This is a genomic window from Streptomyces sp. NBC_01017, from assembly GCF_045162795.1.
Taxonomy (GTDB): Bacteria; Actinomycetota; Actinomycetes; order Streptomycetales; family Streptomycetaceae; genus Streptomyces; species Streptomyces machairae.
The window spans coordinates 5,377,936-5,396,725 of sequence record NZ_CP108683.1 but is presented as its reverse complement, the minus strand read 5'-3'; the positions used below and the strand labels follow the sequence as shown (position 1 = coordinate 5,396,725).

The 18,790-nt window shown below is 72.2% G+C and carries 25 protein-coding genes; 14 read left to right on the top strand and 11 right to left on the bottom strand.

Annotated elements, in window-relative coordinates:
- Nucleotides 1-10: 10 nt before the first annotated feature.
- The 3 genes from OG331_RS24615 to OG331_RS24605 are packed head-to-tail and all read left to right on the top strand — an operon-like array spanning nucleotide 11 to nucleotide 1,563.
- Nucleotides 11-766, top strand: coding sequence for a GAF and ANTAR domain-containing protein (locus tag OG331_RS24615; RefSeq protein WP_406199814.1), 756 nt, complete (start codon nucleotides 11-13; stop codon nucleotides 764-766).
- Between the two features lie 9 nt (nucleotides 767-775).
- Nucleotides 776-1,057, top strand: coding sequence for a ribosomal protein L7/L12 (locus OG331_RS24610; RefSeq protein WP_406199812.1), 282 nt, complete (start codon nucleotides 776-778; stop codon nucleotides 1,055-1,057).
- Complete coding sequence (locus OG331_RS24605) at nucleotides 1,054-1,563, top strand: MepB family protein (RefSeq protein ID WP_406199810.1); 510 nt, start codon at nucleotides 1,054-1,056, stop codon at nucleotides 1,561-1,563. The genes OG331_RS24610 and OG331_RS24605 overlap by 4 nt, the downstream gene beginning before the upstream one ends.
- 22 nt (nucleotides 1,564-1,585) lie before the next feature.
- On the opposite strand, the gene OG331_RS24600 is transcribed toward OG331_RS24605, so the two are convergent.
- The 3 genes from OG331_RS24600 to OG331_RS24590 form a co-directional block, all read right to left on the bottom strand.
- Nucleotides 1,586-2,362 (bottom strand): hypothetical protein, encoded by a 777-nt coding sequence (locus OG331_RS24600; protein ID WP_406199807.1) that lies wholly within the window; start codon nucleotides 2,360-2,362, stop codon nucleotides 1,586-1,588.
- 111 nt (nucleotides 2,363-2,473) lie between these two features.
- Nucleotides 2,474-2,722 (bottom strand): DUF397 domain-containing protein, encoded by a 249-nt coding sequence (locus tag OG331_RS24595; RefSeq protein ID WP_406199805.1) that lies wholly within the window; start codon nucleotides 2,720-2,722, stop codon nucleotides 2,474-2,476.
- Nucleotides 2,703-3,530: a Scr1 family TA system antitoxin-like transcriptional regulator gene (locus tag OG331_RS24590; protein ID WP_406199803.1), complete on the bottom strand. Its 828-nt coding sequence runs from the start codon at nucleotides 3,528-3,530 to the stop codon at nucleotides 2,703-2,705. The genes OG331_RS24595 and OG331_RS24590 overlap by 20 nt, the downstream gene beginning before the upstream one ends.
- 260 nt (nucleotides 3,531-3,790) lie before the next feature.
- Here OG331_RS24590 and thrS point away from each other — a divergent pair, with 260 nt between their 5' ends.
- The 3 genes from thrS to OG331_RS24575 all read left to right on the top strand — a co-directional run bounded on the left by thrS (nucleotide 3,791) and on the right by OG331_RS24575 (nucleotide 7,645).
- The gene (thrS, locus tag OG331_RS24585; RefSeq protein ID WP_406199800.1) at nucleotides 3,791-5,074 is read left to right on the top strand and encodes a threonine--tRNA ligase; all 1,284 of its coding nucleotides are present in this window, start codon (nucleotides 3,791-3,793) and stop codon (nucleotides 5,072-5,074) included.
- A 160-nt stretch (nucleotides 5,075-5,234) separates the two neighbouring features.
- The gene (locus OG331_RS24580; RefSeq protein ID WP_406199798.1) at nucleotides 5,235-6,209 is read left to right on the top strand and encodes a nucleoside hydrolase; all 975 of its coding nucleotides are present in this window, start codon (nucleotides 5,235-5,237) and stop codon (nucleotides 6,207-6,209) included.
- 272 nt (nucleotides 6,210-6,481) lie between these two features.
- Nucleotides 6,482-7,645 (top strand): serine hydrolase domain-containing protein, encoded by a 1,164-nt coding sequence (locus OG331_RS24575; protein ID WP_406199796.1) that lies wholly within the window; start codon nucleotides 6,482-6,484, stop codon nucleotides 7,643-7,645.
- Nucleotides 7,646-7,693: 48 nt separating this feature from the next.
- Here OG331_RS24575 and OG331_RS24570 read toward each other — a convergent pair whose 3' ends face one another.
- The gene (locus OG331_RS24570; protein WP_406199794.1) at nucleotides 7,694-8,032 is read right to left on the bottom strand and encodes a nuclear transport factor 2 family protein; all 339 of its coding nucleotides are present in this window, start codon (nucleotides 8,030-8,032) and stop codon (nucleotides 7,694-7,696) included.
- Between the two features lie 216 nt (nucleotides 8,033-8,248).
- On the opposite strand from OG331_RS24570, the gene OG331_RS24565 reads away from it, so the two are divergent.
- Complete coding sequence (locus OG331_RS24565; protein WP_406199792.1) at nucleotides 8,249-8,533, top strand: hypothetical protein; 285 nt, start codon at nucleotides 8,249-8,251, stop codon at nucleotides 8,531-8,533.
- Nucleotides 8,534-8,677: 144 nt separating this feature from the next.
- Nucleotides 8,678-9,538 (top strand): carboxypeptidase regulatory-like domain-containing protein, encoded by an 861-nt coding sequence (locus tag OG331_RS24560; RefSeq protein ID WP_406199789.1) that lies wholly within the window; start codon nucleotides 8,678-8,680, stop codon nucleotides 9,536-9,538.
- Nucleotides 9,539-9,547: 9 nt separating this feature from the next.
- On the opposite strand, the gene OG331_RS24555 is transcribed toward OG331_RS24560, so the two are convergent.
- Nucleotides 9,548-10,009, bottom strand: a complete 462-nt coding sequence (locus OG331_RS24555; protein ID WP_406199787.1) for an FxLYD domain-containing protein — start codon at nucleotides 10,007-10,009, stop codon at nucleotides 9,548-9,550.
- Between the two features lie 190 nt (nucleotides 10,010-10,199).
- On the opposite strand from OG331_RS24555, the gene OG331_RS24550 reads away from it, so the two are divergent.
- Nucleotides 10,200-10,769: a hypothetical protein gene (locus tag OG331_RS24550; RefSeq protein ID WP_406199784.1), complete on the top strand. Its 570-nt coding sequence runs from the start codon at nucleotides 10,200-10,202 to the stop codon at nucleotides 10,767-10,769.
- Here the strand turns inward: OG331_RS24550 and OG331_RS24545 are convergent.
- From OG331_RS24545 to OG331_RS24530, 4 genes are all read right to left on the bottom strand, one after another.
- Nucleotides 10,729-10,917 carry a hypothetical protein gene (locus OG331_RS24545; RefSeq protein WP_328880414.1) on the bottom strand — a complete coding sequence of 63 codons (189 nt, stop codon included), beginning with the start codon at nucleotides 10,915-10,917 and terminating at the stop codon, nucleotides 10,729-10,731. The genes OG331_RS24550 and OG331_RS24545 overlap by 41 nt on opposite strands.
- A 129-nt stretch (nucleotides 10,918-11,046) precedes the next feature.
- Complete coding sequence (locus tag OG331_RS24540; RefSeq protein WP_406199782.1) at nucleotides 11,047-11,415, bottom strand: DUF6479 family protein; 369 nt, start codon at nucleotides 11,413-11,415, stop codon at nucleotides 11,047-11,049.
- Nucleotides 11,416-11,492: 77 nt separating this feature from the next.
- On the bottom strand, nucleotides 11,493-11,936 hold the full coding sequence (locus OG331_RS24535; RefSeq protein WP_365055662.1) for a VOC family protein: 444 nt from the start codon (nucleotides 11,934-11,936) through the stop codon (nucleotides 11,493-11,495).
- Nucleotides 11,937-12,204: 268 nt separating this feature from the next.
- Nucleotides 12,205-13,020 carry a class I SAM-dependent methyltransferase gene (locus tag OG331_RS24530; protein WP_406199780.1) on the bottom strand — a complete coding sequence of 272 codons (816 nt, stop codon included), beginning with the start codon at nucleotides 13,018-13,020 and terminating at the stop codon, nucleotides 12,205-12,207.
- 164 nt (nucleotides 13,021-13,184) lie between these two features.
- Between OG331_RS24530 and OG331_RS24525 the strand changes: the two genes are divergently transcribed.
- On the top strand, nucleotides 13,185-15,182 hold the full coding sequence (locus OG331_RS24525; protein WP_406199778.1) for a right-handed parallel beta-helix repeat-containing protein: 1,998 nt from the start codon (nucleotides 13,185-13,187) through the stop codon (nucleotides 15,180-15,182).
- Between the two features lie 67 nt (nucleotides 15,183-15,249).
- Here OG331_RS24525 and OG331_RS24520 read toward each other — a convergent pair whose 3' ends face one another.
- The gene (locus tag OG331_RS24520; protein ID WP_406199776.1) at nucleotides 15,250-15,903 is read right to left on the bottom strand and encodes a DUF305 domain-containing protein; all 654 of its coding nucleotides are present in this window, start codon (nucleotides 15,901-15,903) and stop codon (nucleotides 15,250-15,252) included.
- Nucleotides 15,904-16,017: 114 nt separating this feature from the next.
- Nucleotides 16,018-16,437 (bottom strand): DUF6153 family protein, encoded by a 420-nt coding sequence (locus tag OG331_RS24515; RefSeq protein ID WP_406199774.1) that lies wholly within the window; start codon nucleotides 16,435-16,437, stop codon nucleotides 16,018-16,020.
- Nucleotides 16,438-16,573: 136 nt separating this feature from the next.
- On the opposite strand from OG331_RS24515, the gene OG331_RS24510 reads away from it, so the two are divergent.
- From OG331_RS24510 to OG331_RS24495, 4 genes are all read left to right on the top strand, one after another.
- Complete coding sequence (locus OG331_RS24510; RefSeq protein ID WP_406199771.1) at nucleotides 16,574-16,957, top strand: sortase-dependent protein; 384 nt, start codon at nucleotides 16,574-16,576, stop codon at nucleotides 16,955-16,957.
- Nucleotides 16,954-17,598, top strand: a complete 645-nt coding sequence (locus OG331_RS24505) for a class F sortase (RefSeq protein WP_406199769.1) — start codon at nucleotides 16,954-16,956, stop codon at nucleotides 17,596-17,598. The genes OG331_RS24510 and OG331_RS24505 overlap by 4 nt, the downstream gene beginning before the upstream one ends.
- 116 nt (nucleotides 17,599-17,714) lie before the next feature.
- On the top strand, nucleotides 17,715-18,206 hold the full coding sequence (locus tag OG331_RS24500; protein ID WP_406199767.1) for an RNA polymerase sigma factor: 492 nt from the start codon (nucleotides 17,715-17,717) through the stop codon (nucleotides 18,204-18,206).
- On the top strand, nucleotides 18,190-18,720 hold the full coding sequence (locus OG331_RS24495; protein WP_406199765.1) for a hypothetical protein: 531 nt from the start codon (nucleotides 18,190-18,192) through the stop codon (nucleotides 18,718-18,720). Before OG331_RS24500 ends, OG331_RS24495 begins: the two co-directional genes overlap by 17 nt.
- Nucleotides 18,721-18,790 lie beyond the last annotated feature (70 nt).

Below are 18,790 nucleotides of genomic sequence, written 5' to 3'. Positions count from 1 at the left end.
GGAGGCTGCCGTGCGGCCAAGAGACGATCACCGTGGTGAGACAGGGCACGAGCGGACCGGTGCCGCCGAGGCGCTCGCCGAGAGCGTGCGCGGGATGGGACCCGGCGAGATCCCGGCGCGGCTGTGCAACGTCGCCGTCGAGCTGCTGCCCGTGACCTGCGCGAGCGTGTCGCTGCACAGCGACGGCATGCCCGTACAACTGGGCGCGAGCAGTGCGCAGGCCGCGTATGTGACGGAGATCCAGGCGACCCTCGGCGACGGGCCCTGCCAGTCCGCCGTGGAGAGCGGTACGGCCGTGCTGGCACGCGACCTCACGGCGGGGCGGGACGTCCTGCGCTGGCCGGTCTTCGCCCAGCAGGCCACGGCCGCCGGGGTGCGGGCGGTGTACTCGATGCCGCTCGGCAACGACACGGTGTGCGTGGGCACGCTGGACCTCTATCGCGATACGCCCGGCGACCTCACGGAGCGGGACCTGCGCACAGCGCGGGTGGTGGCCGGAATGATGACCGTGGCGCTGATGGCGCTGCCGCGCGCGGAGGACGCGGGCGACCTGGGGGACGAACGATGGCTGAGCGGCCTCGCCGTCGACCAGGACCAGATCTACCAGGCCACCGGCATGATCATGGCCCAGCTGGGCGTCGGCACGGGCGAGGCGCTGGCACGGCTGCGGGCCCACGCGTTCGCGCACGGGCGCACGGCGGTGGACGTGGCCCGGGAGGTGGTGGACCACCAGCTGCGGTTCGACCGGGACCGGGGCCGCCTATGATCGCCGACCATGGACATAGTGGGTTACTTCATCGCGCTGGTCGTGATCATCGGCTTCGCCGGCGCCGAGAGCCGAATCTCCCGTACCGACCGGCGAGTTGCCCGGGTCGAGCGCAAACTCGACCTGATTATCGATCACTTGGGCCTGCGTGACGACGATCCCCGGATGGCGAAGGTCGTGGCGCTGCTGCGGGACGACAAGAAGATCCAGGCGATCAAGGAGTACCGGGAGATCACGGGAGTGGGCCTGGCGGAGGCCAAGGAAGCCGTCGAGCGCATGGGGCAGACGTGACCACCCCGGCACACAGCGATCTCGCGGCGGCGAAAGAGCTCGTCTACGACCCCTGCGGATTCACCTGCTCGCAGCCGGTTCCCGAACCCGAGAGTGCCGAGTACGCCGCCCACGCCTTCACCCTCGACGGCCTCTTTGTCCGGTTCCGCGCGGCCAGGACGACCCCCACCAAGGTCGGCCAGTTCGTCACCGTCTGGAAGAGGTCCCCGGGCGGGCCCATCCAGCCCTTCGACGTCATGGACCCCGTCGACCTCTTCGTCATCAGCTGCCGCGACGGTGAGCACTTCGGCCAGTTCGTCTTTCCCAAGGACGCGCTCCGCCGGCGCGGTGTCGTGTCGGTGGACGGTTCCGGCGGGAAGCGGGCCTTCCGCGTGTACCCGCCCTGGGTGACCACCACCAACCGCCAGGCGACCAGCACCCAGGCATGGCAGCTGGACCACTTCCTGCCCCTGGACCAGGACGGGCCCGTCGACTCCGCTCGCGCCCGGAAGCTCTACCACCCGTAGGACGGGGCGCCGGGACGACGTCCTAGATCTCCGCCCGGCCCCGCTTCCTGACCTCCGCCAGACGGTCGGCGCCCGTTTCGACGGCTGCCCAGGTGGCGTCGGCCGGTACCTCGCCGAGGCCGCCGTTGGTGATGGCGATCGCGTCGTCTCCCACGCGGACGGCGGCGACGTGCAGGGTGAGCGTGGGCGCGTCTTCGGACTCGGAGACGGCGCGCAGGACGACCCTCAGCCCCTGCCGGCCGTCCCCGACCTCCGGCATCTCGGCCTCCGTCACTTCGACGGCCATCTCCCCGCTCGCCGCGGTCGCCGTGAACTCGCCGCACGTGTCCGGCACGCGTCCCAGCCACGCCAGCGTCCGGTCCAGGTCCGCGGGCCGATGGGCGACGACCTGGTAGCGCAGCTGGGCCTCGTCCCAGGCGTCGTCCAGTCCGACCGACGCACGCGTCCGGGCGTCCGGGCCGAAGAGTTCCTCGGCATACAGGGCGTCGAGGAGGCGTCGGCAGTCCGCGGACTCGGTTTCCGCCTTGAGCATGGCCTCCCGCCAGGTCGCGAAGCCCTGCGTGGCCGCCCAGGATTCCCCGAGGTCGGCCTCGCTGATCAGAGCGTCCCGCGCCTGGGCCTCCGTCAGGGTGGGGGCGGCGCCGGGGGATTGGGACCGGCTGACGGCGCTGGGGGAGGCCGGGGTGCGGACGCCCGTGGCCGCGGTGTCCAGTCCGGCGAAGGAGCAGGCGGCCGCGGTCAGCAGGGTTGCCGCCGTGAGCGCCGAGGCGGTGACGGTGCGGGCCGGGGGACGGGGCATCGCAGGCCTCCTGGAGGGTGCGCTCAAGATCAGTACGTGCTCTTAAGGCACCACCCCAGGGCTACGGCCACCAGCGCGCCGGTCCGTCCGGGTGACGGCTGTATGTGGGTCCTACTGCGTCTGGACGTACCCGATGAAGGTGGCGTACGCCTCCGGCGAGAGCGTGAGCGTGCCGACCTCGGGGTTCTTGGAGTCGCGGACGGCTATGTGGGGGGTGGGGTGGGCGACCTCGACGCATTCGCCGCCGCTGCTGCCGCTGTACGAGGACTTGCGCCAGGCGACCGAGCCGAGCGGGGCGCACTCGACGCAATCGCCGCCGCTGGTACCGCTGTAGGACGACTTACGCCACTTCAGCTCCATAGCGTTCCTCCATCACGCGCGCGATCAGTGCCGCTGATTCTTTCGGCGAGAGAGCCTCGGCCTGAAGGCGAGCGTAACCGACTGAACGCCCCCTGATCACTGCAGGATTGGCCGTCATGTGCCCCTGGTCGTAGCTCTCGCTGTAGAACAAGTCGGGGTGATCGTCGAAGCGTAGGAGAGTGAAGGAGCCCATCACTCCGGAGTGCTGTCCGACCGAGAACGGCAGCACTTGGATGTGCACCGACTGGTTGTCCTGGAAGCTCAACAGGTGGGCGAGTTGCTCGCGCATGACGTCCGGGCCGCCGATCTCCCGATACAGCGCCGCCTCGTCCAGAACGACCCACAGGGAAGGCGGCTGTTCGCGCTCCAAGATGCGTTGCCGTTCCAGCCGTGCCGCCACCATCTCGTCGAGCGTGACGGTGTGGTCCACCTCCATCACCGCCCGGGCGTAGGCCTTGGTCTGTAGAAGCCCGTACACCAGCTGGCACTGGTACGTGGAGATGTACGTCGCCTTCGCCTCCATGTCGGCGAATGGCTGGAACCACGTCGGCAGCTGGCTCCGCAGCACCAGCCCCACCAACCGCGAGAACATCCCGTCCGTCACCAGCGCCGCATCCAGCCGCTCGGCGAAATCCCGCGTCGGCACCTTCAATGTCGTCTCGATCTGGCCGATCAGTGAGCCCGAGCAGAACAGCACCGAGCCCAACTGCTTCAGCGTCAGCCCCGCCTCCTCCCGTTTCCGCCTCAGCTCGTAGCCGAAGTAGTCCAACGGAGAGGCCGTGGGATCGAGTTGGCGGATGTGAACCAAGGCGTACCACCCCCAGAGTCGGTATGTAGCAGAGCGTAACCATGTGACTTCGCATTGGTGACGCGAATCGTGAAAATCACCGCGACGCCCCCACCCACCCGCTGTTACGGTCGCCCCATGCAGCGCGCCAACCCGTCTCTGACGACGACGCCGGACTCCGTCCCGGCGCCGCGCTGAAAGCTGCGCGAAGATCAAAGCCCCGGGGCGAGTGCCCCGGGGCTTTGTCGTGGGCGTTCGTCCCCTCACCCGGAGGAGCAGCCATGCACGACCACCGCCGCCTCGGCCGCGAACTGGACCTCTTCGACACCGACCCCCTGATGGGCGCCGGCCTGCCGTACTGGCTGCCCGACGGCGCAATCGTCCGGCACGCACTGGAGGAGTACGTCCGGGAAGCGGAACGCGAGGCCGGCTACCGGCACGTCCACTCCCCCGTCCTCGGCAAGCGCGAGCTCTACGAGATCTCCGGGCACTGGGACCACTACAGCGACGACATGTTCCCGCCGATGGATCTCGGCGGCGGCGACGGCGACAGCGGCAGCGAACAGCTCGTCCTGCGCCCGAGCCTGTGCCCGCACCACGCCCTGATCTACCGCTCCCGCTCCCACAGCTACCGCGAACTACCCTTCCGGATGGCCGAGTTGGGCGGCATGTACCGCGCCGAGCTGTCGGGCGTCCTGGGCGGCCTCACCCGCGTGCGGGCGATCCACCTCAACGACGCCCACATCTTCTGCACCCTCGACCAGGCGGTCGACGAGGCCCGATCCGCCCTCCAGCTCATCGCCCGCGCTTACGCCGACCTGGGTATCCGGGCCGTCCGCCACCGCCTCTCCCTCCCGTCCGAGGGCGGGGGCGAGGGCGCGGGCGGCGGCAAGTACGTCGCCGATCCCGAGCTGTGGCAGCGAGCCACCGCGCTGCTCCGCGAGGTGCTGGACGCCTCCGGCATCCCGTACGAGGCCGCGGAGGGCGAGGCCGCGTTCTACGGTCCCAAGATCGACGTCCAGATCGCCGACCCGGCTGGACGGGAGTCGACCCTCTCCACCGTGCAGATCGACTTCCACCAGCCCGAACGGTTCGACCTGCACTACATCGGCCCCGACGGCGCCAAGCACCGCCCGGTCATGGTCCACCGCAGCATCATCGGCAGCGTCGAAAGAGCCGTCGCCCACCTCATCGAGCAGCACGGCGGCGCCTTCCCGGTCTGGCTCGCCCCCGTCCAGCTGGTCGTCCTTCCCGTGTCGGACGCCCAGACCGAACAGGCGGAGAGGCTGCTGCACCGGGCCCTCGACCAGGGCCTGCGCGCCGAGCTCGCGGGCCCCGAACACGGCACCCTGGGCGCCCGTGTCCGGGCGGCACGGCTCGTGCCGTACCAGGCGGTCATCGGGGAGCGGGAGGCGGCGGCCGAGGCGGAGGGGGAGCTGGTGGCCGTACGGCTGCGGGACGGGCGTAAGCCGGGGGCCGTACCGGCCGCGGAACTCGTCACCCGGATCGCCGCCCGCGCGGCGGCCCGCGGCCCCGAGCTGTGGGACGGCCGAGACGCCCGATGACGCCTGCGACGGGTGCTGACGGGTGCTTAAGACGCCGTATGACGCCGCGCGCACGAAGCCCGTACGGCGGCGCCATACGGCGACGCACTCCACCTGGACAACACCGTAAGGTCGGTTCCGGTGACCCGCCACCGCACGCACCCGTGAGAGGAACCCCGCCGTGACGAACGCCGACGGTCCGCCCATCCCGGTGATCATCGACTGTGACACCGGCGTCGACGACGCCCTCGCGCTGCTGTTCGCCGTACGCCACCCGGGTGTCGACCTGCGCGCGGTCACCTGCGTGGCCGGGAACACGGATGTGGACGGCGTCGTACGCAACACCCTCACCGTGCTGGAGCAGGCCGGCGCCCCGGACATCCCCGTCGCCCGGGGCGCCGGACGTCCGCTGATCGAGTCCGCCCGCTCGGCCCGGCACGTGCACGGCGAGGACGGCATGGGCGACATCGGCCTGCCCGCCCCGACCCGCGCCCCGGCCGCCGTGGACGCGGTGACGCTGCTGCGCCGCGAGATCCTGGCGTCCCCGCGCCCGGTCACCCTCGTCCCGACCGCGCCCCTCACCAACATCGCCCTGCTGCTGCGCACGCACCCGGAGGTGACCCGCAACATCGAGCGGATCGTCTTCATGGGCGGCGCGGTGGCCTGCGGAAACGCCACGCCGGTCGCGGAGTTCAACGTGTGGCACGACCCGGAGGCGGCCGCGATCCTGCTCACCGCCGGGGTGCCGATCACCATGTACGGCCTGGACGTCTTCCAGCAGGTCGTGGTGCCCGGAGCGGACGTACGGCGGCTGCGGGAGAGCGCGGAGCCCGGTGCCCGTCTGGCGGGCCACCTGCTGTCCCACCGCCCGGCCACGCCCGATGTCGCCCCCGACTCCGAGGCGGGCGGTATCGGAGACGCGGGCGCGGTGTGCGCGGTCGTGGACCCGGCGGGCATCACCACCCGTCTGCTGCCCGTCGAGGTCTCCCTCGCCCCCGGGCCGACGCGCGGCCAGACGATCGTCGACCGCCGGCCCCGGCCCGGTGAGGCCGAGATCCACACCGGCCTGCGCGAACAGCCGTTGGTGGACGTCGCCCTGGACGTGGACGTGGACCGCTTCGTGAAGCTGTACCTGACGACGGTCGAGCGTTTCTGACCGGTCTCCGGACACTGTCGCTCCCGTACCGAAGGCGCGTCCGTGGCCGCCGCGCTTACGCCGTCCGTGTTCCGTCGGAGACGGGGCTGAGGTGCCGGAAAGGCGCACGTCAGTCGGGTCGAGGTGTGGCCGGCCACACCTCGGCAGGGGGCCAACCACCACCTCCGACAGGCCAGTTGGCCTGATCGTCCGCGACCGGCCGCGTTTCTAGGTTGGTGTCCGCATCGCACAGAGCGGTGCCGACACCGACCGACCCGCAAGGAGCACCCGCCATGAAGCGCACCGCCACGGCCCTGGTCGCCGCGATCGCCGCGTCCGTCCTGACGATTCCCGCCGCGTCGGCCACCGCCAAGTCCCCGCACCCCGCTCAGGACTCGCTGCGGGACCGCGTGGGCGCCGTGATGGAGACCGGAACTGTCGGCGCCGTGGCCCGCTCGACCGGCCCGCGCGGACAGCGCTCCGCCGCCGCGGGCGTCATCGACAAGGCCACCGGCGAGGCGGCGCGCCCCGGCGACCGGTTCCGGATCGCCAGCGCGAGCAAGACGTTCGTCGCCACCGTGGTGCTGCAACTCGCCGGCGAGGGACGGCTGTCGCTGGACGACACCGTCGAGGACTGGCTGCCCGGCGTCGTCTCCGGCAACGGCAACGACGGCAGCAGGATCACCGTACGGCAGCTGCTCCAGCACACCAGCGGGCTCTACAACTACACGTCCGACCTCCCGCTGCTCGCGAGCGTCGAAGGCTACGAGGCCGGCCGGTACACCACCTGGACCGACGAGCAGCTGGTCGCGATCGCGATGAAGCACGAGCCGGACTTCGCACCCGGCACCAAGTGGTCGTACTCGAACACGGGTTACATCCTCGCCGGAATGATCATCGAGAAGGCCACCGGGCACACCTGGCAGCAGGAGGTCACCCGGCGCATCATCAAGCCGCTGCACCTGAGCCACACCCTCGCCCCGGGCACCGGGACCCGCATCCCCGGCCGCCATCTGCACGGCTACTCGAACTTCGACGGCTCCGGCGCGACCATCGACGTCACCGAGTTCAACCCGAGTGCGGCGGGCGCGGCCGGCGCCATGATCAGTACGACGGCCGACCTGACCCGCTTCTACCAGGCGCTCCTCGGCGGGCACCTGCTGGGCCCGGCCGAGATGAAGGCGATGAAGACGACCGTGCGGGCCCCCGAATTCGACGACGTGTGGCCCGGCGCGAGCTACGGCCTCGGCCTGGTACGGATCCCGCTGTCCTGCGGCGGCTCGTACTACAGCCACGGTGGCGACCTCCCCGGCTACACCACCCGCGACGGCGTCACCGCCGACGGCCGCCGTGTCGTGGTCCTCGCGACGACGGGCGACGGAGCGGCCGACATGTCCACCGAGCACGCCCGGAACAACCTGATCGACGGCGAACTCTGCACCCCGGGCAGGCAGTAGCACCACGGGCGGTGCCGATCGCCCGGTGGCCGTGGGCGGGGCGGCCCCTCACACCGCGGCACCGAAGAACACCCGCACCTCCTTGATCAGCCCGTCCCGGACGGTGATCGTCTCGACGTTGCGGAAGCGGCCGCCGGCGGTGAGCTCGTACTCGTAGTACGCGAAGACGAGTTCGCCGTCGGCCGGGGTGACGTGCAGCATGCGCTGCTCCTTCACCCGGCCGGCGGTCGGGAAGCACCGCTCGAAGAAGGCCGCCTTGCCGATGTGGTCGTCCTGCGGGCTGGTGAAGGTGAAGTCGTCGGCGTAGAGGGGGAAGGCGGCTTCCCGGTCCTGTGCCAGGTAGTGGCGGAACGCCGCCCTGACGATGTCCGTCGGATCGCTGCTCATGCGGGACTCCTCAGCCGTGGTGGGCGGTCCCCCGCCACCCACCGTATCCAGCGGACCTCGCGCCGCGTGCGCACCACAAAGGGCCCGGGGTGTTCACCCCGGGCCCCTTCACATGCCGTCTGCCCGGGCCGGGGCGGGCGCCGTCCGGGTGAGAGGCACGGGCCGCGCGCGTGGCGCAGCGGATCGCCCGGCCCGGCTGCCGCAGGATCCGGACGCGTGGCACACACCTTCGACGAACTGGTCGCGATGCAGCGGGCGGCGGACCAGGCGCACTCCAGGGTGGAGGACCTGCGGGACGAGTACGGCCCGCCCGCCCACACCCCGTGGACCGACCTCCAGACCGACACCTACACAACCGCCTGGCGCACCTGGCGCGACCTCGCCCGCACCGTCCAGACCGCGGTCACCGAGCACGCGACGGAACAGGGCATCGCCCGCAGCGAGGTCGAGGCGGACGTGAAGACGACGGCCCGCCACCCGAGGCCCACGGCGCAGGACTGACGTCGGCTTCCCGGCGGCCGGACGGGTGGTGCGGACCGCACTCCTGGTCCGTACGGCCGAACAGCGCGCGTCGTCCGCGCGGGCGGGACCCGACAATCGCAGGCAGTGGTGTTGCCGACGCGCGTGTGAGGAGCTCTGCCGACGATGAGCAGATTCAGGAGGGCAACGGTCCTCGGTTGTCTCGCCGTGGCCGGCGCGATGACTGCGGCCGGAGTGGCGTACGGCGCTGACGGGGCGTCAGGGTCGGGCGGCAGTGACCTGTGGGCGACCGCGACCATCGAGCCCGGGCGGGAAGGCATCGTCCAGGTCGGCGGGTACGAGGGGGCGCCGCTGGGCGCGGGATCGGCACTGACCCTGTCGGCGCCCGCGACGGCGAGGGTGACGGGCACGCCGTTCGCCGCGGGCGGTTACCAGGGGGCCGTGACTCTGGGCGGGAGCGCCGGGACGTACACCTTCGTGGGGACGCCCGGCCCGGTCGCCGGGGAGTCGGCATCGGCGGCCTGGAAGGGCCGTACGTTCCCCTTCGTCCTGTCGGTACCCGCGGACGCCGAGCCCGGTACGCGGCTGCCCGACTGCGCCCTGGTCCTGAAGGACGCCGAGGGAACGGTGCAGGAGAAGGGCACGTGCGCCGTGACCGTCGGGCTGCCCGCGCCGACCCTGTCCCGACCCCAGTCGGGCGTGCCGCTGGGCGCGATGCCGCGGATGTCCGGGACGGCCTACCCGGGCGCCCAGGTCACGGTGCGCGACGCGCTGGAGGAGGAGATCTGCGCGACGACCGCCGCGCCCGACGGCGCATGGTCCTGCGTGCCGAGCGTCGCCCTCCAGCCGGGCGCCGGGCGCGTCCAGGCGACGGCCACGTTCAACGGGGTCAGCGCGGCGAGCGAGCAGATCCACGTCCTCGTGACGGAGGTGGCAGGCGCGCAGCCGGACACGGTCACGGACAGCGAGGGCGGACGGCTGACGCCGAAAGCCGCGCACGACCACGCCGGGCGCGCAGGTCGGTAGCGCGCCAGGTCAGTAGCGCACCGCCCTGGCCACCTCCGTCCGGACATCCCCGCCCAGCTCACGCGTGCTGCGTACGGTGCCCTTGCCCGTCTTGCCGGCGGCCACGTCCGACACGGTCACCACGTTGGCGTCCAGCAGATTGCCGCCCTCGTCGCGGAAGTTGATCTGTACGCCGAAGGACTTCGTCGAGTCGGTCGTGTTCTCCGCCGTGACCTCCACGGTCGTACGGCCGTCCGAGTCGGTCGTCGGATCGCCCAGCCGGATCGCGCCCTTGGCGTTGACGCCGCCCTGGATGTCGTCGAGCTGCTGCCCCGCCTTCGCGGTCGCCGAGGCGAAGGCCGACGCCGCCTGGCTGGCCACCGAGGAGGGCGTGTCGTCGTCGCTGCAGGAGGTCAGGGTGAGGGCGGCGGCCACGGCGGCGGTCGTCGTGAGGATCGCGGTGGTCGTCCACCGCGTTCGATGACCGGGCATGGCGCCTCCAGCAGGTCGTTCGGTCCGATGTCCTCCAGTGAAGGTCCGTACGCCGCTGTCCGCACTCCGGGCACTCCGGGCGTCACCCGATCGGTCCTTCCCCCGTGGTGGCCGCCCCCGGGCCGGTCGATCGTCGAACCGACCGCAGAACCCGACCACGGGTACACGCGAGAAGTGGGGTACGGCAGCCATGAGCCAGCAGCAGCCGCAGTCGCAGTCGCATGCGACGGACGCGGCCCACAGCCCCGCCGGGACGCCAGGCTCTCCTGGCGGTACCCAGACCACCTGGGGCTCGGCCGCACCCGACGCCGGCGGCTACCGCCCCGGCCCGCCCGGCCCCTCCGACACCGGCTGGGCCACCGGCGCGCTCGTCTTCGCCGGTGTGCTGATGCTGGTCAACGGGCTGCTGGCGATCCTCCAGGGCATCTCCGCGATCGCCGAGGACGACGTCTACGGCAGCGTCGGCGACTACGTCTACAAGATCAACCTCATGGCGTGGGGCTGGGTCCTGCTCGGCATCGGCATCGTGGCCGTGTGTGTCGGCTACGGCATCCTCAGGGGAGCCTGGTGGGCCCGGATCACCGGCATCTTCCTGGCGTCCCTCAGCATGGTCGCCCACTTCCTGTTCCTGCCGTACACGCCGGTCTGGTCGGTGATCATGGTGGGCATCGACTTCTTCGTGATCCTCGCCCTCGCCACGGCTCCGGACGTCCCGCGCGCTAACGCTTCAGCGCGCGGTAACGCTTCAGGAATGCGCTGATCCTGGCCGGGTCCTTGCGGCCGTTCAGCTCGGTCAGCAGATCGTCGGGGCACAGTTCGTAGAGGTCGCCCCAGAAACGGCGGCCGTGGTTGTCCCAGATGCGGTAGCCGCCGGGGACACCCCTGGCCACATAACGTCGTCTGCTCAATCCGCCCTCGCCCCCGTCCGGACCGTATGCGCGTCGTGCACCTACGGTCCGGACAGGGTGGCAGGGCGCGACCGCTCGCGTCGCCTGGATTTCCGTAGGGGCACGGCGGGGTACGGCGGGGTACGGGGCTCAGCCGTGCCCGATGCCGCCGCCGCCGAAGGAACCGCTCTTGCCCGGCAGCCAGCGCTTGCGGTGCTGGTCCGTGCTGCGCCTGCTGCCCGCGTGGTGCAGCTCGTGCGGCAGGAGCCGTTCCCTGCCCTCCGCGTGCGGCACTTCGTCGGGCTCCCTCAGCTCCCGCTCCTCATGGACCGCGCCGGTGTCGGGAAGATGGGGCTGCTCGTCGGCCGTGGGCCGGGGCAGCTCTCGATCACGGACCCGCATGCCGAAGTGCACGGCCCAGACCAGGGCGCCGGCGATGAACAGGCCACCCACCAAGGCGGCGATCACGTTGAGTACTTCACTCGACGTGGCCGCTAGTACAAACGTCGTCGTACTCATGCCCCAATTATCGCCGAAACGGCCGAATAAGCTCCTTGTGTCGCCGAGGCGCCCCGGAACCGCGTGTTCTCGCGGGTCTACGCGCGTTCCGTGGTGTCGTCCAGCTCGGTGAAAAGGGTCAGCTGCAGGGCGCCGGGCGCTTCCAGGCGGGAGTTGAGGGAGTTCCAGGGCGTACGGGTGGGCTCCGCGAGAACCTCCGCTCCGGCCGCCGCCAGCCTTGCCGTGGCCGCCGTGGAGTCGGCCACCTGGAAGGCGACCCGGACATGACCGGCCACGCGGCGGCCGACCTCGACCTCGTCGATGAACTCCGCGTGCTTCGGATCCGTCAGCTCCAGCGTCGCCCGGCCGGCGTCGAGGATCGTGACCCGCCCACCGGGCGAGGTGAACGCACCACGCTCGGGAAGCCCCAGCACATCCCGGTAGAACCGCAACGCCTCGTCGTAGTCGTCCGCCGTGACCACCAGACGGAGCTCGCGTACGGGGGGTTCGGCCTGGGCGCCGGCGGCGGGTACGTCGGACATGTTCGGCTCCTACTCGACGGGCGGCTCTTCGCATTGGTTGTGACACCTGAACCCTGGGCCTTGGGCCGGTGATTCCCGGCCGACGTCGGTACCGGCCCCGCCCGTGGTCACCGCGGTCCGCGGACGCTGCCCCGCTACGGCGACCTGGTCCTGGACGACGCCGCCTGCCGGGCCCGCCGCGGCCCACGCCCCCGCCCCCTCGATCTGATCCACACGCGCCGGGGCTTCGGGTACTGGCTCGGGGGCGCCGGCTGAAGCCACGACCGGGCTACGGCCGCACTGCCCGGACTCCCCTCACCGCCCAGGCCCGTGCCGTGAGCGGGACGGAGCCGTCCGGGGCCGTGGGGATCGTGGCGCGCAGTGCCTCGCGCAGTCGGTCGCGGGCGGCGGGGGTGAGGGAGGCGACGTAGCCGGGGGCGGGGCCCTGGCCGGAGCGGAACGGGTCCCAGAGGTCGGTGAAGTCGGCGAAGACCGTGGGTACTTCGAGCGGGGCCGTGGTCACGTCGGTGAGTCCCGCGCCCGTCCACAGGCTGTGGAGGGGTTCCGGGCGGCAGTCCCCGAAGCGGCGGGTCTCGTCCAGCGCGGCGGCTGCCGGGTCGGTCGCGGTGGCCGCGGTCCAGAAGTGGCGCAGGAGGTCCATGCCGTCGCCGTAGTCCCACACGTACGCCGCGACGAGGCCGCCCGGACGGACACCTCGCGCCAACTCCCGTACGGCGATGGCGGGTTCGGGCAGGAAGTTCAGCGTCAGCCCGCTGACCGCCACGTCGAAGGCGCCCTCCGGCACGGGGAGCGCCAGGGCGTCCGCCACGACGAAGCGCGTGGCGGCGGACGACGTTCTTCCCCTTCGCGCGGCCGTCCTCACGAACGCCTCCGAGCGGTCGCACCCCACCACCCACCGGGGCCCGCACTGCTCTGCCACCACCGCCGACAGCGAGCCCGTGCCGCACCCCACGTCCAGCCACCGCAGACCGAGGGCGCGGTCGAGCCACGTCACGAAATCCCGCGCGACCAGGCGGCTCCACCGGCCCATGTACCGCTCGTAGTCGGCTCCCGACGTACACGCGTCGGAGCGCTGCTGCGCCATGCCGTCAACGATCCACCTTTCGGCGCCGCCCGCACCCGCACCGGCACGCACATCGGCCTGCGGATCGGCTACCAAAGAGGCACCCCGAGCGACGATCGGCCGACGCGGGCCGGGCCGTCCCCGCCCGACCATGGACACGTCCGGCGAACGGGAGGAGCGGGAACATGGCGGACCTGCGGTTCGGAGCGGTCGTATCGGCGCTGATGATGGCGGTGGCCGGTGGGGCCTGGGCGGCTGCTCCCCCGGCGTCCGCGTCCGCGTCGGCTTCGGCTTCGGCTTCGGCGTCGGAGAGCGGGCGGCACGACACCGCGCGGCAGCTGTACGTGGCGCCCTGGGGGAGCGACGGGTGGCCGGGCACGTTCGAGCGGCCGTTCGCGACGCCGGCCCGGGCCCAGCAGGCGGTGCGGGCCAGGACGGCCGGGATGACCTCGGACATCGTGGTGAACCTGCGCGGCGGCACCTACCGGCTGACGGCTCCGCTGCGGATGTCGCAGGCCGCCGGCGACTCCGGCCGGGGCGGCCACCGCGTCGTCTACCAGGCGTACGGCCACGGCACCCGGTGGCAGGAGCCCGTGACGCTCAGCGGCGGCCGGGAGATCGGCGGATGGCGGCCCGACCCGCAGCGGCGGGGCGTATGGCGGGCGGACGCCGGCACGCTCGAAACCCGTCAGCTGTACGTCGGGGGGAAGCGGGCCGCCCGGGCGAGCCAGGGTGACGGCATCCCCGGCAGGCTGAAGGTGACCGGGACCGGCCTCACGACCACGAGCGCCGTCCCACGCGGCTGGCGGGCGCCGCGCGACATGGAGCTGCGGTTCCGGTTCGACTACCTGGAGGGCCGCTGCGGCATCGCGGGCATCACGCCGGGTCCGGGCGACGGGTCGACGATCACCATGGACCAGCCGTGCTGGCGGATGGCCCACGACCTGTACGGGCCGGACCTGCTCGCCCTGCCGTCCGACGTCGAGAACTCGCCCGACTTCCTGGACAAGAAGGGGAGTTGGTACCTCGACCGCTCCCGTCCCGGACACCACGAGCTGCTGTACCGGCCGCGGGCGGGGGAGGACATGCGGCGCCAGCGGGTGACGGCACCCGTGCTGGAGACACTGGTCAGCGGCACCGGCAGCACCGGCCGGCCCGTGCACGACATCGCCTTCAAGGGGCTGACGTTCGCCCACGCCGGCTGGACGGCGCCCAGCGAGCCTGCCGGGTTCGCCGCCGCGTGGAGCATGTATCTGCGGCCGGGGAAGGGCGACGACAGCAAGCTGCTCACCGTGCCCGGGAACGTCGCCTTCCGCACCGCCGAACGCATCACCTTCCAGGGCAACCGGTTCGTCCATCTCGGCGCCCAGGGACTGGAGTTCTCCGAGAACAGCTCGCACAACACCGTGGACGGCAACGTCTTCACCGACATCTCGGACGGCGTCGTCGTGCTGGGAGCCCTGCCACCGGACACGAAGGGCACGGACCGCGGCAACCGGGTCACCAACAACCGGGTCCACCGCACCGGGGCCGACCACCACGCGTCCTCCGGCATCTGGGACGCCGGCAGCCGGGAGACGACCATCGCGCACAACCAGGTCGACCACGTGCCCTACACCGGCATCCTCTCCGGTCCCGCCGAGGACGTGCGCGGCCTGATGAGCGGCAACCGCATCGTCGGCAACCGCGTCTTCGCGACCAACCGGCTCCTGGCCGACGGCGGCGGCATCTATCTGCGGGGCGAACAGGGCACGTCGTACGCGGACGGCGCGGTCGTCAGCGGCAACGCGGTCACGGACAGCGCGTACGGCACGTGGAACGTCGGCATCTACACCGACGACAGCAGCACATGGATCACCGTGCGGGACAACGCCGTCCACAGCTACCGCGCCTCGATCGGCGGGTGCAGTGAGGACTGGGGCGACCGCCCCGTGCAGAACGTCCGCTTCCACGGCAACTTCTGGGACGACACCGTCCCCGACTGGCTGCCCCGCCGGTCCTACCCCGGAGGCTGGCCGCCCGCACCCGACTGCGGTGACCCCAAGAACCTCGAGTTCAGGCAGAACACCCTGCTGACACCGGCCGACCCCGCCTCGGACTGCGCGGCCCGCCCCGCCTGCGCCGCGATCGTGGACCGGGCCGGGCCGGGGGAGTCGTACCGGCGGAGCCTGGGCCTGAAGTGAAGGAAGGCGTAGGAGGGTGTGGGCCCGGGACGCCTCGCGCGGCCCGGGCCCACTGACTGTCGGAGCGTCAGCCCGCGTTCTTGCCGAGCAGCTTGTTCATCTCGTCGATCTCGGCCGTCTGGGCGGTGATGACGGCGTCGGCCAGGGCGGTCGCGGGAGCGTACTTGCCCTTCGCCTTCTCGGCCTCGGCCATCTCCACCGCGCCCTCGTGATGCTCGACCATCATGGTCAGGAACATGGAGTCGAAGGCCTTGCCGGAGGACTTCGCCAGCTTGTCCATGTCCTTCCGGTCCATCATCCCGGCCATGCCGGAGCCACCGCCGTGTCCGCCGGAGTGGTCCATGCCGTCCATGCCGGGCGCGTCCGACGGCACGTCCTCGCCCCAGGCCTTCAGCCACCCCGACATGGTCCGGATCTCCGGGTCCTGGGCCTTCTCGATGCGTGTGGCGAGGTCCTCGACCCGGGCCGAGGAGGCACGGTCGGCGGCCAGTCCGGCCATCTCCACCGCCTGCCGGTGGTGCGGGATCATCCCCTGCGCGAAGGAGACGTCCTGGGCGTTGTGCGCGCCGGCGGTGGCGTGGGCGCTCGTCGAGGACGACGGGTGCGCGCCGGAAGCGGTGTCCGAGTGGTCGCCGCCCCCACAGGCGGCGAGGACGAGTGCGGCGGTGACGGCCGTCGCGGCCGGGGCGGCGCGACGGACCACGGTACGTGTGCTGGTCATGCTGGAACTCCTGCGATGTACGGATGTACGTGAGTTGCGGCGCCCTCGGGGCGCGGCACGGACATGGCTGAGTGCCGTGCGCCTCAGTGGTGAGGGGGACGGCTCGGCCTTGTCCTAGGTCCGCAGGATCTGCAGTTCGGCCAGTGAGGGAGGCGCCCGCCCGCCGTCGGGCGCGGCGGCCACGGAACGGCCGTCGAGGCCGACCGCCACGGCACTGCCGGCCGGATCGGGCACCGGGGCCGGCAGCACGGGGCCCGCACCGACGGCACTCGACGCGCACGTCGGGTCGGCATGCTGGGCGTGCCCGCCGCCCGAGTCGGGGCCGTGGCAGGCGGACTCGTCGGTCACGGCCGTCAGGTGGGCGCTCATGACGGGAGCGCCGTGTCCGGGGTGCGCAGAGGCCGCGACGGCGTCGGCGGGGCCGAGCGCGTGCATCCCGAACAGCCCGGCGAGCAGCCCGAGCAGCAGAAGCATGCGCCACGGCCCCGGCAACGGGATCCGCAGCGCACGGTCTTGCTGCGCACGGGCTGTCACGCCGCCATCGTAGCGGCGGACGGCTTTGCCATCTCTTTACAACCCGCCTCGCCGCCGCGTCGTCTCTTCGCTCGACCCGTCACCCAGCCCGCCGGGTACGGCAGTACCGGCCGGGCCGACGAAAGAGAGCGACTCAATGCGCCGAACCGTCCTCAGCGCCATGGCACTCAGCTGCGCGGCCCTGTTCGCGACCGCTGCCCCCGCGCTCGCCGACAGCTCGACCCCGACCCCGGCCCCGAGCACGACGGCCACCTCCCCCGCCACGGACGCCCCGAGCCCCAGCGCCGAGCCGACCCGTCCCCCGGCCGACGCCACCCCCGAGCCGTCGGCCACGCCGACCCGGGACGACGGCCAGGTCTCCGTCAGGCCGTCCGGGGCGCCCGACACCGGCGTGACGCCGACCTCTTCGGACTCCGGCAGCGGACAGGGCGGGCTGATCGGCGGGGGCGCCGCCGCGGTGCTCGTCGCCGGGGGCGCGACGGCCTTCGTCGTACGGCGTCGCCGGGCCCCGGGGGCATGATGCCGCTGTCCAGGCGGGCGTTCGCCACGGCGGCGATGGCGTCGTTGCTGGTGGGCTGCGGCGGCCAGGGCACAGAACAGAGTGCTACCGCGGGCTCCCGGAGGAAGAGGGACACGGAAGCCTCGAAGGAGGGGCAGGAGGGCGGGTCCTCCTCGGCGTCCTCGAACTCCGCGCGCACGCCGGGCAGTTCGCCTCCGGTCCGGCTCCGGATCCCGGCGATCGACGTCGACACCCCGGTCATCCGGCTGGGCCTGGCGCAGGACGGCACCGTGGAGGTGCCGCCGATCACGGCCGACGACCGGGCGGGCTGGTACCGGCACTCACCGACGCCGGGCCAGGTCGGCCCGTCCGTCATCCTCGGCCATGTCACGGTCGGCTCCTACGGGGACGGAGTGTTCCGGGACCTGGCGCGGCTGCGCCGGGGCGACCGGATCGTGGCGCGCAGGAAGGACGGCACATCGGCGGAGTTCGCCGTGAGCTCCGTACGGACGGTCGCCAAGGCGGACTTCCCGGCGGACGACGTCTACGGTGACGTGGACCGCCCGGAGCTGCGGCTGATCACGTGCGGCGGCCCGCGCTCCGGCGACGAGTACCGCGACAACGTGATCGTCTTCGCCGAGCTGAGCTCCACGGCCCCCTGACCGCACCCCGCTCCCCCAGTACCGGTACGGAACCGGTGCCGGGCCGACGGAACGTACGCCGTCGGCCCGGCATCCCCCTCAGTGCCGCGCAAGCTTCCCCACGACCATGGAGAGCGTTGAAACGGTCCCGCGACGAGGCAGCGTCCGAGCTGTTCGCTGCCCTCTACCCCCGCCTGGCCGGCTGGTGCCGCCGTCTCGTCGACGACGACGAGACGGCCCACGAGATCGCCTCGGAGGCCTTCACCCGGCTCTGGGCGCGCTGGAGCCGGGTGGAGGAGCCGCGCGGGTTCCTCTACGTCACCGCGGCGAACCTGGTCCGGGACCACTGGCGCAAGCTGGAGCGCGAACGGCGGGCGATGCGCCGGGCCACGACCGAAGCCGCGGTCAACTCCCACTCCGAGCAGGAGGACCCGTCCGTCCGCCTGCTGGTCCAGTCCCTCCCCGAACGCCTCCGCGTGCCGATCCTGCTCCACTACTACGCTGACATGCCGATCCGGGAGGTGTCCGTGCTGACCGGACGAAAGGAAGGAACCGTCAAGGCCGACCTCCACGCGGCCCGCGAACTGCTCCGCGTCCACCTGAGGAGAAGCCTTGACCACACGCTTTGACGAAGACGCGGACGGTCCGGAGTTGTCCCCCGACGACCCGCTCGCGGTGATCCTGCGCCCCGCCACGGACTACCTCGCCCCGCCGCAAGGCAGCTACGAGTCCATCCGCCGCCGGGCAACGCGCCGCCGACTCGTCCGTGCGTCGATCGGGGCGGCCCTGACCTGCGCCGCGGCGGTCCTGGTCGCCGTCCCCCTCACCTCGGGAACCTCCGACGCCCCGCCCTCCCCGGCGCCCCCGCTCGCACCCCCGCCCGCGACCGACCGCACGACGCCGCCCACCCCGTCCCCGTCGCCGCCGCGAGGGATCTCGGCGACCCCGACGGTGCCACCCGAGGCCACGACCTCCGAGCCCACCCCGACGGCCCGGGCCACCGACCTTCGTACGCCGAACGGTTCGAGCCTGCCCACGGCCGCTCCGTCGACGCCGACGCCGACGCCGGACGGGCCGGGGGCGTCGGTGGATCCGACCACGGGCGGCGTGACGACGGACGTGACGGGGACGCCGCGGCGTTAGTCGTGTGCGTGTGAACGAAAATGACTCGCGGCGCTGCGCGGGCCGCATTACGCTCGCCCGCGATGACGAC